This is a genomic window from Parashewanella curva (genome assembly GCF_003675895.1).
Lineage (GTDB): Bacteria > Pseudomonadota > Gammaproteobacteria > Enterobacterales > Shewanellaceae > Parashewanella > Parashewanella curva.
In genome coordinates, this window is record NZ_ML014774.1 from 38,647 (window position 1) to 55,356 (window position 16,710).

11 protein-coding genes are annotated in these 16,710 nt (G+C 40.4%); all 11 read left to right on the top strand.

Features of this window, described 5'->3' with window-relative positions; all coding sequences use genetic code 11:
• Positions 1 to 24: 24 nt before the first annotated feature.
• Entirely contained in the window at positions 25 to 2,775 is a 2,751-nt protein-coding gene (locus D5018_RS09920) for a M16 family metallopeptidase (protein WP_121838846.1), read from the top strand.
• Between the two features lie 62 nt (positions 2,776 to 2,837).
• A complete protein-coding gene (locus D5018_RS09925) occupies positions 2,838 to 4,013 on the top strand; it encodes an ABC transporter permease (protein WP_121838847.1) in 1,176 nt (391 codons plus the stop codon).
• Positions 4,013 to 4,711, top strand: a complete 699-nt coding sequence (locus D5018_RS09930) for an ABC transporter ATP-binding protein (protein ID WP_121838848.1) — start codon at positions 4,013 to 4,015, stop codon at positions 4,709 to 4,711. The genes D5018_RS09925 and D5018_RS09930 overlap by 1 nt, the downstream gene beginning before the upstream one ends.
• 18 nt (positions 4,712 to 4,729) lie before the next feature.
• Positions 4,730 to 5,722: an HlyD family secretion protein gene (locus D5018_RS09935; RefSeq protein WP_165905035.1), complete on the top strand. Its 993-nt coding sequence runs from the start codon at positions 4,730 to 4,732 to the stop codon at positions 5,720 to 5,722.
• Positions 5,700 to 7,076, top strand: a complete 1,377-nt coding sequence (locus D5018_RS09940; protein ID WP_121838850.1) for an efflux transporter outer membrane subunit — start codon at positions 5,700 to 5,702, stop codon at positions 7,074 to 7,076. The genes D5018_RS09935 and D5018_RS09940 overlap by 23 nt, the downstream gene beginning before the upstream one ends.
• Before the next feature lie 157 nt (positions 7,077 to 7,233).
• Positions 7,234 to 8,820, top strand: a complete 1,587-nt coding sequence (locus D5018_RS09945) for a hypothetical protein (RefSeq protein WP_121838851.1) — start codon at positions 7,234 to 7,236, stop codon at positions 8,818 to 8,820.
• Positions 8,813 to 10,309: a hypothetical protein gene (locus tag D5018_RS09950; protein ID WP_121838852.1), complete on the top strand. Its 1,497-nt coding sequence runs from the start codon at positions 8,813 to 8,815 to the stop codon at positions 10,307 to 10,309. The genes D5018_RS09945 and D5018_RS09950 overlap by 8 nt, the downstream gene beginning before the upstream one ends.
• Before the next feature lie 25 nt (positions 10,310 to 10,334).
• Positions 10,335 to 11,345, top strand: coding sequence for an AAA family ATPase (locus tag D5018_RS09955; protein WP_121838853.1), 1,011 nt, complete (start codon positions 10,335 to 10,337; stop codon positions 11,343 to 11,345).
• 62 nt (positions 11,346 to 11,407) lie between these two features.
• Entirely contained in the window at positions 11,408 to 12,319 is a 912-nt protein-coding gene (locus tag D5018_RS09960) for a DUF58 domain-containing protein (protein ID WP_121838854.1), read from the top strand.
• Complete coding sequence (locus tag D5018_RS09965; RefSeq protein WP_121838855.1) at positions 12,316 to 14,022, top strand: BatA domain-containing protein; 1,707 nt, start codon at positions 12,316 to 12,318, stop codon at positions 14,020 to 14,022. Before D5018_RS09960 ends, D5018_RS09965 begins: the two co-directional genes overlap by 4 nt.
• 10 nt (positions 14,023 to 14,032) lie before the next feature.
• Entirely contained in the window at positions 14,033 to 16,528 is a 2,496-nt protein-coding gene (locus tag D5018_RS09970) for a VWA domain-containing protein (RefSeq protein WP_121838856.1), read from the top strand.
• The last annotated feature ends 182 nt before the right edge of the window (positions 16,529 to 16,710 follow it).

Sequence of the window (16,710 nt, forward strand, 5' to 3'; positions counted from 1 at the left end):
GTGAAACTTTAAAAGGATACAATCATGGCAACAATGAAAAAAATAGCCGCCGCAGTTATCTTAGCCTGTGCTACAAGCAGCGTAACAATGTTACCTGCGACAGCAGAAGCTAAACCTAGCATTGTGGATCAGGTTAACGTCAATTACGAAAAATTCACTCTAGATAATGGCTTGCGAGTCATTGTTCACTCTGACCATTCAACCCCGAGTGTATTTGTGGGCGTATGGTATGGGGTGGGTTCAAAAGATGAACCGGCTGGAAAGTCTGGCTTTGCACACTTATTTGAACACTTAATGTTTCAAGGTACCGAAAATCGTGACGGTGAATATTTCTTACCCTTCACTAAAGCCGGTGCTGTAGGTATGAACGGTACCACCAACCAAGATAGAACCAACTATTATGCAACCGTTCCTAGCTCTGCCGTTGACATGGCGCTGTGGATGGAGTCAGACCGTATGAGCAACTTGCTTGGTGCGGTAACCAAAGAAGCCTTAGATGAGCAACGTGCGGTTGTAAAAAATGAAAAGCGTCAGGGGGAAAATAGACCCTATGGTCGCGCATTTGAACGAATCCTTAACGGTATTTATCCGAAAGGTCATCCCTACCAACATACCGTTATCGGATCAATGGATGATTTGAATAACGCATCAATGGAAGATGTTCATCAGTGGTATAAGGATTACTACGGTGCAAGTAACGCTGTTGTTGTATTATCTGGTGACATCACGACAGAAGAAGCTAGAAAGAAAGTTCAGCACTACTTTGGTGATGTTCGACCAGGAAAACCGCTGGATAAAATACTGGATTGGCAACCAAAGTTAACTACAGTCAAAAAAGAAGTTATCTACGACAAAGTAGGCGCAGCTCGTATATATCGAATTTGGCCAATGCCTAACCATAGAACCAAGGACTCAGCACTTTTATATATAGCTGGAGAAGCTTTGGCTGGCGGTAAAAATTCACCACTTAACAAAATATTAGTTGACGATCTAAAACTGGCTACAAATGTAAGTGCTTCAGCAAACGCACAAATTATGTCTGGTTTGTTTTTTGTTACTGTCGATGTGCGTCCTGGTGTTGATGTCGCTAAAGTTGAAGAAGTTCTAGATAGAGAATTAGATAAATTTCTTAAAAAGGGGCCTGACAGCGATTTAATTGAGAATACCGTTTACGGTGTTAACAGTTTTTTTGTGTCATCAATGGAAAGCGCTGGTAGTATTGGTCGCTTTTTAGTAGAGGGCGAACTCTACCATAATGATCCACTGAACTTTAAGAAGTCACAAAAATGGTTCAATAGTGCTAATACTAAAAATATCAAAGCAGTAGCCAATAAGTGGTTAGCCAAACCATATTACGAGCTTCAGATTTTGCCATCTTCACAAAATACTGCAAAAGCAACAGACGTTGATCGTAGTAAGATCCCAGCTGTTGGAGCAGTTGGTAATGTAAAATTCCCAAGCGTTGAATCAACTACTTTAGATAATGGCCTTAAAATAGTTGTAGCTAAACGTGATAAGTTGCCTCTTGTTTCCGTTGGGATTGAATTTAAGACGGGTAGTGCGGCCGACCATGCTTATCGTACAAACACTGCAGCAACGGTATTTGGCCAGTTGAATAAAGGCAGTGATAAATACGATGCTAACGAACTTAGTGCTGAATTTGATAAGATCGCGATGTCACCTCAAATTCGAGGTGGTACAGAGTCATCATCATTCTCATACGGTATTTTATCTCAAAAGCTAGAAGAGTCTTTAGAGTTAGCTGCTGAGACTATTATCAACCCTTCATTCCCTAATGATGAGTTAAAGAAATATAAAGACAATGCGGAAGGTTATTTCATTAACTTAGAGCGTAATCCGGGGAGGGCTGGACGTGGATTGTTCACTCGCGCAATTTACGGAGCTGATTCTCCATTAGGCACCACATGGACTCGCGAAAATCTTAATGCTCTTACTCGTGATGATTTGATTAAATTCCATCAGAATGAAATCACGCCACAAAATACAACCATTTACCTCGTTGGTGATATTGACTTAAAACAAGCTAAAAATTTGGTGGAAGATGCATTTGAAGATTGGAAAAACACTGGCAAATCTCAACTCAAAGCTGTTGGTAAAGCAAAGCCTAATAAGGCACGTGTCATTTTGATTGATAACCCAAATGCTATTCAATCTAATATCACCGTTGGACATGCCATTCCAGCATATGACACTAAAACAGCAGAGACGCTTGAGTTAATGAATGCTGCTTTGGGTGGTGGATTTAGCGGTCGTATTAATATGAATCTGCGTGAGGACAAAGGTTGGACTTACGGTGCGTACTCAAGAATCGGATACAACGACAGTGGTGATATGTATATCTCTGCTGGTGGTGGTTTCCAAACTGATAAAACGATTGAGAGTATTAAAGAGCTGAAAAAAGAGTTTACAGACTATGTTCAAAAACGCCCTATCACTCATGATGAAATGGCCAGAGATGTAGCAAATAAAACTCGTTCGATTCCATCACGCTATAATTCGAATGCTGGCTTTTCAAGTAGTATACAACGCTCAGCAAGATTAGGTCTTCCGTTTAATGATGCAGAAAATCGCTCATCTAGATTACAATCTGTTTCAATTGATGATATTAAACATTTTGCTAAAAAGACGATAAAACCAGATGCGTTAACTTGGGTTATAGTCGGTGATTTGGATAAAATTGAAAAAGATGTACGAGCACTCAAGCTCGGTGAAGTAGAAGTGTGGGATGCGTACGGTAATAAAGTACGTTACTAGCCCCTTAGCAACCACCACAGTCATTTCAACTGTGGTGGTAACTTATAATTAGAGGATCACCAATGATCTCATTAGCAAGAGCAAATTTAATTCATGACTGGAAACGGCATGCGACAGCGATAGTTGTTTTGGTGTTAGCTGGCTTGTTAATGACGATTCAGCTTGGTTTTGTATTTGGCTTTTCAAAATCATTCAGTGAAATTCAAAGCCAATTACGTGCTGATCTAGTTATTACAAAGGATAGCGGTGATAGCCGTTTTCAGTTTTATGGTGGTAGTATTGATAATCGATTTCAAGATTTAGTTTGGATGCATCCAGATGTTGAAGATGTGAAACCATGGTCTAATTCCGGTGGAAGTGGGCAATGGAAAAATATAGATACCGATTCAGAAAAACAAATTCTCAATGATAACAGTGGCTTTGGTTATGGTAATTATGTATCCATTGTTCCTGTTGACCCTTCAGAGACTTCTTTAGATTTTCCTAGGTTTTTTCCAGATGCGATACGTAAAGTAATTGAAACTCCTGGTGTGGTTGTTCTATCACGCGCATCTGCACGAGAATTAAATACAGGTTTTGGTCAAAAAGCGTTGCTAGGTAATCTTGAAGTGACAGTCGGTGCAGTAATTAATGGTCTTTCATCAGGTTTCCAGGCTCGTGTATTCACTTCACCACAAACACTTCAATTAATTGGTAGTGGTGGACGAAATAATCCCACTTTATTTTTAGTGAAATTAAAAGCAGGGGCTGCTAAACAACAAGTATTACAACAACTCAATAAGATGTTAGTGCAACACCAACTAAAAGCAACAACAGTTGAAGACTCTGCTTCAAGTGCAGGTTTTGCACAAGTATTACAAGGAAATGGGCGCATGCTGATCGGTTCGGCTGCGTTTGCTTTATTAGTTGGCTGTGCCATCGCCAGCCAAACTCTTCGTGGAGCATTTCTAGCACAAATCAAAGAATTCGGTTCATTAAGAGCATTAGGTGTAAAAAGAAGAATTCTAGCTTATGTCGCGATGGAGCAAGCATTTTGGACAGGTATAGTAAGCATTCCTATTGCAGCTGTGTTGGCTCATATATTGAGAGTAGTGATGGGGCTGTTTGATATTTCAATACATATCCCATTTTTTTTATTGGCTTCGAGTTCAGCGTTACTACTGATTGTTGCGCTAATCGCTGGATTGGTTTCACTTACCGCTGTATTTAAAGCACAGCCTGCGGAGTTATTACGATAATGAAAAATGCCGTCGTTGTTGCTAAAGATGTAGTAAAAACCTTTGGACAAGGTGACACCTTAATTACTGCAATGGATCACTTAAGTTTAGAACTTTATTCATCAGAGATGACCCTTGTAAAAGGTCCGTCAGGTTCTGGTAAGTCTACTTTGATATCAAGTTTAGGTGGTTTACAACGCCCTAACTCTGGTGAGGTTCACGTATTAGGTGAAGCTATTTGGTCAAAAAAAGAAGGTGAGCTGGATGATTTCAGAGCTAAGCATTGTGGTTTTGTCTTTCAAAGCATGGGATTATTTGCTTCGTTGACTGCACATGAGCAAATAGTATTGCCTTTACAGTATATGGGATCTGATTTCAAAATAGCTTCAAAGATAGCAGATGAACTCTTAGAAGAAGTTGGTTTAGGTCACCGAAGAAATAATCGCCCTGCGCAAATGTCTGGTGGCGAAAACCAGCGTGTTGCAATCGCAAGAATGTTAGCAAAAGAGCCTAAGATTATTTTTGCCGATGAACCGACTTCGGCACTTGATAGTAAAAATGGACAAATTGTTGCGGATTTACTGCATAGATCTGCAAAGTTACACGACGCAATGGTGCTTTGTGTTACCCATGATGATCGCTTAACAGGGCATGCTGATCGCATTTTAACCATTGAAGATGGCAAAATTTTTAGCGATACACGACCAGCTAAACAATAATAACTAATGGAAAGTATTATGATTTTCAAATCAAAAAAGTTTTGGATTTTCATCATTCTAGTAGCAGGACTAGTCTGGTTATTTAGACAAGATTTAGGGCTTGAATCTAAAGAATACAGCTATCAGATGGTTCCAATCCCTGCCCCCAACTACAGTGCTGTCGCTCAAGGAAAAATTGATATTGAAGGTGGGGTAATTGAAATATCGGCTCGTCAAGGTGGTACATACCGAGAAGTGCTTGTTAAAGAAGGGGACATTGTAGAGCAAGGACAAGTGCTTGCAGTGCAAGAAGATGATGAAGAGCGTATTGGTTTAAAAACGGCACAAGCTTCCCTTAAAAGTTCAAAAGCTCAATTGAAGTCACAACAACTTAATTTACGAATTAAACAACGTGAATTAGCTCGCTTAAAGCCATTAGTTGAGGTTGATGCTTCTTCGCAATTAGAACTTGATAGAGCAAATGATGATATTGAATCACTTAAAATTCAGCTTGAACAACAAAATGCGGCAATTGAGCAAGCTGAAGCCAGTTTAGATTCTGCAAAATTCAGATTAGATCAAAGAACCATTCGTGCTCCAAGAGCAGGGCGAATCATTGAGGTGAAAGCTCGTCCAGGGATGGGAGCGTCAACTTTGAATGTGTCTACAGCTTTTACTTTAATGCCGGATGCTCAAAAAATTGTTCGCACTGATTTAAGCCAAGAATTTGTTGGCAAAGTAACCGTAGGGCAACAAGCCACAATCATTCCTAACTCTGATAAAACAGCTGCTTATTCTGGTAAGGTGATACGCGTTGGTGAAATATTTGGTCGTAAATCTTCATCAGGTAGTCAAGGTGTTGGTGGCGGTACAGGTAACGATTCGATGATCGAGGTTGTAGTTGCTGCGGGAAACATTCCATTGTTGATTGGGCAAAAAGTTTTGGTGCGTTTTGAAAAGTTATCTGCGGAAAAAGCATTAGGTGCAGTAGCTGACCAAGGAGGCAAGAATGACTCAAGCAAGTCTTACTAAATCATTTCTTGCTATTGCTTGCTCTATTGCTCTAGCAGGTTGCTCCTCAATTTCTTTAAAGCAAGTTAATATTGAAAAAAAAATTGTGCCTGAACAGTGGCGTGAACGGCAGCAGAATATTCCAAGTGCGGACATAGGCTGGGAAGATTTACATAACCCTATTTTAACAAAACTGATCGCAAATAGTCTTACAAGTAGCCCAGATTTAAATTCAGCTGAACTTGCGTTAAGGCTTGCTAAGTTACAGTTTGAAGATACCGACAGTCAGCAAGGTATTAATTATGCCGTTAACACAAGCGCTGGTTATACAGAGCGAAAAGATACTGGCGGAAGTGAAAGCTTCAGTTTAAATGGTCAAGCCAGTTATGAAGTGGATTTCTGGGGCAAAAAGAATAAGCAGCTAGATATTGCTCAATTACGTATATTCAATTCTGAAATTAATCTTGAAATTGCTCACATTACGCTTGTGGCTAACTTGGTTGATACATACTTCGAAATTGTTGTTCAAGATCAACGATTAGCTCTGTTAAATTCCAATCTGCAAGATGACATCAAACAGCTCGCTATGATAAAGGCTCGACATAAAGCCGGTTTAATAACGAGTCTTGATGTTGCCAATAAAGAAGTTGAGATAGAAAGCACCAAAGCAAGAATCGAAGATCTGCATGAATCTAGACAAAGCAATGAAACTCGATTAGCTAATTTACAAGGAATTCCTGCGCAAAAGTTTCAACTTGCCGATCAATCCCAAGTAGAGCTTCCTGAATTGTTATTAGTTGCTAAAACACCTTTGGAAGTTTTACGACACAGACCCGACATCCAAATTGCTGAAGCAAATTTGAAATCCAGTTATTTAAACTTTGATTTAGCGAAAGACAGTATTTTTCCCAATTTGAAGTTGGATATTAATACAGGGGTTACAAGTAATAAGCTATCTGATTTTATAAAAGGCGACATTTTCAGTTGGACTGCTGCTGCTAATGTCGCGGTTCTGTTGCTGGATAGTGGGGCTAGAGAGAGAAATATCAAACGTGCAAAGATTAATGCTGAGCAACAGGTTACGTCTTATCGAAGGTCAATGCTTAATGCGTTAAAAGAAGTAGAAGATGCGCTTTCTGCTCAATATTCAGGACAGCGTCAACTCAAAATTGCCAATGCCCAATTAAATTCGCAACAAAGATTAACGCGAGAGACAGCTTTAAAATACAAATTAGGTGCCGTTTCTGCTTTTGATAAAATCAGTCAAGACCGAGCGCTTGTGAATCAACAAGAATCAATATTGCAACAAAAATTGAATAATCTAAAAACCACCATTAGGTTATTGCGAGCATTAGGCATTCGCCCAACTAAATAATCAATCTTTTTCCTATACTCTTTTGCGCAACTACTTGTTAGTTGCGTTTTTTTGCCAAAAAACAAATGTTTCTAAAAAGTTAAATCGTAAGGTTGTCATAAGTTAAAGCCAGTTTAATAAAGTGAGCCAATACTTATTACACTTTAAGGCAATAATTATGTACTGGGATAACTTTACTAAACTCATCGCACGATTACGGCATGTTTTTCATTTGATGACTTTCTTTCTATTAGTGAGCCATAGCGTACTTGCAATAGAACAAGGTGGATCTGTAAAAATCAAAGTTTATGGTGATCACATCTTAATCCCGGTAACGTTTAAAACTGCCGGACTCACTAAACAAACTCACATTATTCTAGATTATGGGAACCACGAAGCCTTCGGTTTGCATGAAAATGTTTATAACAGCTTAGGGCCACGTCTTGGTAAGAATGAAACTACATTAAAGGTGAATTTTGAAAGCTTTGGTATTGAAGTTCCAGTTAAGGATATTACTTCAAAATCAGCGGGTTCAACTTCAATGGATAGATTAACAGCAAGATATGATGTTGAACTACAAAATATTGATATTGCAGCCATTATTGGTTATCCAATTTTAAAAAAATATAGCATTAAATTGAATTTGAACAAAAATGAAATTCAATTTACTCCCTCATCAATTGATCATGCATCTAAAGCACAACAAAGAGCTGATGTCTATATTTCTGATCTATCTGTTTTCCAAAATAATGTTTATGTACCAATCAGTGCAAATGGTAAGCCTATTGGAACAATGGAATTAAATACAGTTGGTTACCACACAGTTATCGACCCTGAGGTTGGCAATAAATTTAACATTATCAAAGATATTAAATTGGGGAACACGGATGCATATGCGATGTTGTCTGAAATGGTTGCGATCAGAAAACAAACGTTACCTGAGGCTGTAGTGGTTACTCAACCTCCACAAAAGCAAGGAGAAAAGCCTAAAGTCATTTATCAACAAGAGTTCCCTAAAGTTCGTGTTATGAAAGCTGGGTTAAGTTTATGGCGCGGCTATGAAGTTGAGTTTGACCCACAAATTGGTTTTATCGCACTTACACGAGTTGTTGATAATCAATACTCTGATGCAGATGCCGCTTTTTATGAAGCGTCGTATAAAAAAAGTTGGAATAAGTTAAAGGCTTTTATCGACGCATTTCCCTATGACCGTAATGTTGAAGAAGCTGTAGCTGAGATGGCTGAAGTAGGCTTAGCTACAAATGTCTCGCATGATGATTTTATTCAAGTCATAGATCAAGGCGCTGAAATTCAAAAGACTCGAGCAAAAGCTAGTTATTACTTTGGTTTTGCTTGGTTAGCAAACCAAGCAAAGTTCAATAAAAAACACAATGAAATTGTGATTTCTTTAGGTAAAAAAGCTCTTGAATATGTTTCCCGTGCTCAGTCACCAAAAGACCGTGAGCCACTACAACGTATGCTAGGTGATGCTTATCTCAATAAAAATGATGCTCATACAGCTTGGAAGTATTTCTTGTCGGCTTCATTCAATGGTGATCCTGATCAAGAAGTTCTGACTCGAATGGGTCTAGCGAAAACCTATGCTGTGTTAAAGCGCTATCGCCGTGCTTATTCAAACTACCAACGTGTTGCTAGATTAATTCCAGCTCAATTCCATGAGGAAGTAGGGCTTACCAAAGCTATGGCCGATGTTCGTAAGCATTTGAAACCTAATGATCCGTTATTGGAGAAAAATAATGACTGATTCGACAGCAACGAAGTTAAAACAACAATTAAATGAGCTGGCGAAAAAAGGAACTAAACATTTATCCCAGCTAAGACACCGTCATGCACTTGAGCAAGGCTGGCAAGCAGCGATAAAAAGTGTTTGGTTTTACCCTGCAATTTTATTGATCGCAGCTTTGGTTGATGTCGCGGAATTGGCAAAGTTTGAACAGCAACCTTTTTACTACTTTGGTCTGGTCCTCATTCCATTGTTGGTGTTTGTTGTTCGGTATTTTCAAGCAGCGAGCCAATATGAAATAGACAGAAGGCTTGCTTTAGCGCTTTATGACCATCATTTAGCGTCAAAAGACCGATTGCAAACAGCAGATGAGTTTCTGAATATTTCAAACCCATCCAGCTTTGAATTGGCTGCCATTGAGGATTCAAAAACATTCATCGAAAAAGCACTTAATGCAGAATTACCAAAAAAAGAACTGTCTGCACCAGTACTGACTGTTGCTAAATGGCGCAGTTTAGCCACTGCAGCATCACTGACTGTATTGGCCATTTTATTACCTTTTATCAATCTTGGTTTTAATACTGATATTGCTGAAAAGCAAGTTGACAGTACGCAGCTACTTTCGGCAATTAGCACATCACAGGATGCAAACCAAGTTGAATCTGAGCTTAGTGTGAATAGAAAAGCTTCAGGCATCAAGATGCGTTCATCTCAATCCGATTCAGCATCCGAGGCTGGTGAGGAAGAATCTCAGATGAAAGCCAAGCCAAGCCAACCTAAAGCAGCCTCTGATGCATCGAGTCAGAACAGCAGTGCACAGCAAAATCAATCTAATACGGCAGGTAGTGGCGCTTCTTCACAAAGCTCTTCCTCTAAGCAACAACAGCAAAAGAAAGAAAAGCCTGCTACTAAGAAAAAAACCAATAGCCAAACAAAGCAACAGGATCAGAAAAAACAGAAAAATAGTTCTGCTGCGGGCGTTGCAAATGGCAAAGGAAGTACTTCTGGTCAGCAACCTGCCAATTCAGATAAAGCGGCAGCTGAAAATAAAGCACGCCAAGAAGATGAATCAGATAGCACTGATGAAGCAGAAGAAGAAGAGGACGAAGAGCAAAAAGCTAATTCATCCTCCGGCCCTAAAAAGAACAAGCGTAAAGCACCTGTTGATCGCAAGTTAGGAGTAACGGGTCAATCAGAACAAGAAAATGATCTGGCTAATGGCCGTGGTGGTCCTGGTGGATTAAAGAAAACTCGTGGCGTGGCAGCAATGTTATTGGGTGTGCCTATGCCAGATAGATTGCAAGGTAGTCCAAACCCAGGGCGTACAAAATCGATACAAGAGCAATCACAACCTGAACAGCAGCAAGTGGCTCAAACAAATAGTGAAGATCATGGTGCAAGAAATGGTGCAGTTGGCGAAGTGCCAGAAAAACCTCTGCTGCCATGGATAAAGCAGGTTATTACGAAATATTTTGTCGCACAACGTTCAGACGAAACAACAAAACAATAATTTACCAACTAAGAAGGTTAGCGTTATGGAACAGCATTCAATCAACGTAAACGAGCAAGCCGAAAAGTTCAAACATACATTTACTCAAATTAAGACCGAAGTTAGCAATATGATGGTGGGGCAAGACGATATCATCGAAGGTGTACTCACGGCATTACTAGCAGGTGGTCATGTTTTACTTGAAGGTGTACCAGGTCTTGGTAAAACCATGTTGGTTAGCTCGTTGAGTAAAGCTGTTAATTTGCAATTCTCACGTATCCAGTTTACACCGGATATGATGCCAGCCGATATCCAAGGTACAACAGTATTGACTGAGACTGAGAGTGGTGGTCATGAATTGACTTTCCAAGAGGGTCCAATCATTTCTAATTTAGTACTTGCAGATGAAATCAACCGTGCAACGCCTAAAACACAGTCAGCATTGCTTGAGGTGATGCAAGAGAAGCAAGTTACCGTAGGCCGCCGTACGATTAAAATGGATGAGCCCTACTGTGTAATGGCAACTCAAAACCCTGTTGAACAAGAGGGTACTTATCCATTGCCTGAAGCACAGCTTGACCGTTTCTTATTTAAACTGGTTGTTGGTTATCCAACCGAACAAGACTACCACACGATCATTGACCGCACGACGAGTGGTGAAAAAGTTGAAATCGCTCCAGTAACTGATGCTGAAACTTTACGTGAAATGCGTGACATCGTTCGTTCTGTACCCGTTCCAGAAGCCGCTAAGTCTTACGCAATTCGCCTTGTTATGGGGACTCAGCCACACAGTGAATACGCGCCTGAGTCTGTCAATGCCTATGCGGCTCTAGGTTCATCACCTCGTGGAATCCAAGGTCTTATGTTAGCGGCTAAGGTCCAAGCTTTATTAAATGGTCGCTTTGCTGTTAGTTGCGATGATGTTAAAGCCATTGCTACGCCAGTACTGCGTCACCGTTTAGTGCTGAACTTCCATGCTCAAGCTAATGGTGTAAGTGCAGACTCTCTAATCACAGATGTTCTCAATCATGTGCCTGTTCCAAATACTGTCTCATAACCAATTGATAGCCCCAGAGAAACTGGGGCATAAAAAATATAATAATTGAGAAGGTAACTATCATGGCATCACCAACTTTAACATTTAATGAGCTATTCGATGCTGACTTTTTGTCTGCGCTTCAACACTTTTCATTACGCGTGGAAAAAGTGCAAAAGGGCGGTCGTTTGGCCGAGCAAAAAACGGCTGCTAGGGGACAAGGTTTAGAATTTGCGGATTTCAAACCTTATGTAGCAGGGGATGATTTGCGAGCCATCGACTGGAACATTTATCGTCGACTTGGGCGTGTGTTTGTTCGAATTTTTGAAGAGCAGCAAGACATGCCGGTTTACTTCTTAATTGACGTGTCAGCTAGCATGTTCTTAGAAAATAAACCAAGAATTAATGCAGCTCTACAAACCAGCTTGGCACTGTCTTCTATTAGTTTAAGTCAGCATGACAGCGTTGGCTTGTTCCCATTTGCTGATGAAATGCAGGTGAAAGTAAAGTTCTCATCGGGTAAGCGAAATGTAATGCGTATCGCAAAGCATTTGTCTGAATTAGAAGCGCAAAATCAAACCAATTTAACAACCAGCATCCATCATCTAGCGAACTTAAATCTACGTAAAGGTTTGGTTGTGGTGATTTCTGACTTTTTTGATGACTCAGGCATTGAAAAGGTCGTGGACTCGTTGAAGTTGCTACGCCACAAGTTACTGCTTGTTCAATTAACAAAAGCCAGTGATGCCGATCCATCTTTAAATGATGAACTTTATGGTGACATTAAACTACAAGATTGTGAAACCGATGGTTCTGCTGAGATAACTATTACTCCAGCTCTGCTCGCTAAATATAAAGAAATCTACCAATCATTCAACCAACGATTGTTGGACTTTACCAACCAATATGGTGCTGGCTTTGTTCAAATTGATACTGATGAAGATGTATTAGAACAGTTGTCTAGCTTATTTGAATCCGGAGGTTTGGTTCTATGAACTTCATCAATTTAAGCCCTAGCTTAGTTATTGCAGGTCTTGTTGCAATCGCTGGCTTATTGTTTGCGCTTCAACAGTTACGTACTCGTTACCGTACCGTTGTTGTTCCAACATCTATGTTTTGGCAGCAAGCAGCACAAGATGCGCCTGTACGAGTGTTCAGACAAAAATTTAAGCACTTATTGGCTTATTTATTAACGTTGTTGATAGCCAGTTTACTTTGGCTCGGCTTTTCTGAGCCAGAAGTAAATAAGGAAGCCAGTAACGAATATTATGTCCTGTATTTAGATGGCAGTGCAGCCATGACGCAGGGCGATCACTTTGAGCAAGCAGTTAGCGTTCTTGAAAACGATTTAGCAAGTTTACCAGCTAATCGTAGGGAAGTTATTTTCGGCGGTGAGTTTCACACAAAAATATTAAATGAAAGTGAGCAATTAGCCGTTTTAGAGCCTCGATTAGCCAAAGTTTCTCCACAAGCTGTACCAGATTCGTTTGCAGAACAATTAACGCTTTTGTCTCAAAGATTCAATGATAATACGCCTGTCAACGTTATTGTGTACGGTAAGTCTGCATTACCTGCTTCGTTACAAGACAATATCAGTGTATCCCATGCAACGTCATTTGAAGAGACTGAAAATAATGCGGGACTAGTAAACTTAGGTATTAATCTCGCTGCTTCGGGTAAGGCAAACTTAATTGATGTCTTAGTAGAAGCGAAAACTAACACTGAATCTGAGGTGAAGCTTGCCGACTTAGAGTTTTTAGTGGGTGAAGCTTTCTTTACACCTGATCAAATCCAAGAATTAGGTAAGGGTAAATTCGTGTTACGTGATGTCCCTCTCGTTGGAGAGCAATTTACCGCACGCCTTAAAAATAGTGATGCTTTCATGATTGATGACAGTGCAAGTATCGCTTTACCTAAAAGCTCAATTGTTAATGTAGCCGTTTCTTCTACGGTACATAACTCCGTATTTGCAGTAGTCAATTCCGATCCGAGCGTTCGTATGGTTGGCGCTGAGGATGCAGATGTCGTGATCCGTCATGTCGGTGAAAATTTTGGTAACCAGTTACCCGCGCTAGAATTTTCTCAAATGTCGAATCAAACGCCAGCGTTTAAACTCTTTTATCAAGGTGATAAAAGTACTGAACAAGCGTTGGCGGACAGTCTGCATGAATTAGCCCTAGATCAAATCGATGCTAATGGATTGGCTACTGCATCTTCTCAACCAATCAGTGTCGAACTTAGCCATGCTGCTACACCAAGTGTTCAAGTGTGGAATGCTTTGCTTCAACCTGAGTTTAACTTTACGCAATCAAAATCTTATCCAGTGTTTATCGCTCAATCCATTCGATGGTTAAGTGGCCGTCATGGCTGGCAGCCTTATTTAAGCGCTGGTCAAAATGTATATCACCAAGATGGTTTGTATGCTCTATCTAGTATGCAAAGCCGTTTTGAACAAAGTTTAAATGGTAGTTTGTATCTGGGTAAAGCTGGCGGTATTGAACTAGCAGGGCAAAGAGCTTTTGTATCCTTAACTAATGCCGATGTGACCACAGCTACTGCCGACAGCACTGAATATAGCGTTGGCTCGGTAAATTCGGTACTCAGTAATTTCAGTGAATTTATAACATTATTGATCAGTTTAATCTTGTTATTGCTGATTGCTGAGTGGGTTGTCTATCAACGTGGCCTAATGCCGTAGAGAGGTTGTTATGGAATTATCATTTTTACACGCCTATTTTGGCATATTACTTTTCGGATTGCCTGCGCTTTGGCTGCTATGGAAAAAACGTGGGGATAATAAACACAAATTGATCCGCGCAGCCGTGCTTGCTTGTGTAATCGTCGCACTTACTCAACCTGTATTGATTAACTCAAGTAATCAGGCTCATCATGTTATTGTTGTTGATCAATCAGACAGTCTTTCGGCTGATGCACAACAAAATGCCCAATCATTGTTTAATGAGCTCGCAGCAAAAGTATCTGCGGATGATGAATTGACTCTGGTTCAGTTAGGCGGCCAAAAACACAGCTTTGAGGCTGAAGATCACATACTGATCAGTGATGCATCCAATACTTCATCGTTATCACAAGCTTTAGCACATGCGATTCAGACTATTCCTTTAGGCGTAAACAGCTCAGTGACTCTGATTACTGATGGTTTAGCCACAGATCAAAATTGGAGCAAAATTATTGCCCAATATCAGGATCGAGGTATTCCGGTTCATACCTATGACCTAGGACGTGATTATTCGGATCTTTATATTGCTGATATCAAAGCTCAAGCAGTTCGAGTTGGTGAAAAAGCCAGTGTATCTGTTGAAGTGGCTGGTAATGCAAAATCAGTAGCGGTTAACCTATTTAGTCATGATTCGCTATTGGTAAAATCTCCTGCGTTTGCTGTTAATGGCCAAACTCGCATTGAATTAAACTTTGAAGCGGAAAATGCGGGGTTCCATCCATTGCGTGCTGAACTTGAGGTGATTTCTGGTGAAGAGTCGGATGCCTCTAATAATCAACTCTCTACGGTACTTGCGGTACAAGATGGTATTAAAATTTTGTATTTAGGTGATCGCCAAATTGGTGCTGAACAACACTTAGGTCGATTACTCGGTGCAGGTTTTGAGATTGAATCGGTAAATGCCACAGAACTCACAGCTGACTTTGATTTTGCTCAATACGATGTTGTATTACAAGATGACTTGCCATCGAATCAAATTTCAAAAGCAGTTCAAGAAAAGCTAGTGGCTGCAGTGCAGAATCAAGGTGTTGGTTTGCTACATTCTGGTGGTGAATCGGCTTTTGCTGGCGGTGGTTATTTTGATACACCAATCGCTGATGCACTACCTGTTCAGTTAAAGCAAAAAGATGACAAAAACGATCCAAGTGTTGGCCTTGCCATCATCATAGACACCTCTGGTTCTATGGCGGGTAGTCGTATTGAGTTAGCCAAGCAAATGGCACGCATTGCTGTTCGTCGCTTACAGCCACATGACCGTATTGGTATTGTTGAGTTTTATGGTGCTAAGCACTGGGCAATTCCAATGCAGCCTGCATCCAATAAAATTGAAATTGACCGAGCGATTGGCCGTATGAAAGCCATTGGTGGAACCGTTTTATTTCCGGCTATTCAAGAAGCTTACTATGGTTTGAAAAACATCAATACCCGCTTTAAACACATCATCATGATCACCGACGCAGGTATTGAAGATGATGATTACGAAGGTATGTTACGTCGTATTGCTAAAGACAATATTAACGTTTCGACTATTTTAGTCGGTCAGGGTGGCCATAACCTTATTATGTCTGACATGGCGAATTGGGGTAAGGGTCGCTTCTATTCTGTGGGCAATGAATTCAACCTTGTAGAAATGATCCTAAAGCAACCTTCGACTAAAAAACTTCCAGCGTACAAACGTGGTGCGTTTTCAATGACAGCACAAGGTGGATCTGGCTGGTGGGGTGATGTTAAAAAAGACAACCTTCCTCAACTGGCAGGCTATGTACAAGTAGGTAGAAAAGCAGCCGCTGAAGTGTTGCTTGAAGAATCGGTCGGTAAATATCCTCTTCTGTCTTCTTGGCAATATGGTTTAGGTCGTGTTACCGCATTAATGACAGAGCCTGTTGGTCATGGTACGCAACACTTTGTTAATTGGGAGCAATATGGTCAATGGCTAGGTCGCATCATTCGCAAAACAGCAAGCAACCAGCATGATTTTCATTTAACGGTTAAACGTAAGCATGATCAATTATCGATAGCGGCTCAACGTTTATCACATGATTTAGAGCTCACTCCCAGTGTGCGAATTCTAGACTGGGATGGTTCAAGCAATAGTCAACCGATCCAATTTGATGAAAAAGCGCCTGGTCTATTTGTAGCGAACCTTGATTTTCCAATGGGGCAAGACGCTTTAGCTGAAGTGAAAGGAAACAGGAACTGGCAACGAAGTGCGCTTCGCTCGTATTCAGATATCGCGAAAGAAAACCAAGTGAGCCCATCAAAGTTATTGAATTTCGAGAAATTATCCGAATTAACAAATGGACAATTCCTAAACAATATCGAAACCAATGATTGGCAGTTGAAAACCAAACAAGGTGATATGGCATTTATTGTTACCAAACTTTGGCCGTACTTACTGTTATTGGCATTGTTGTTATATATCGCAGATTTAGTATACCGCCGCTGGCCGAAGAGCACTCGACGTTAATTGATAATCCTAAAAGCATCAGTTGGCTGGGTTATCAAGCGTAGAAAAAATGACTGCTAGCAAGGCGTATCTTGTAGCAAGTAGTTGCTTTACTTGCAAAAGTTACAACGCAGCTAGCAAACATTTTAGTAAACTTGTGGGCGTAGAGTGTTTCACCGATTCGGTGAATGATGAAAATGTTC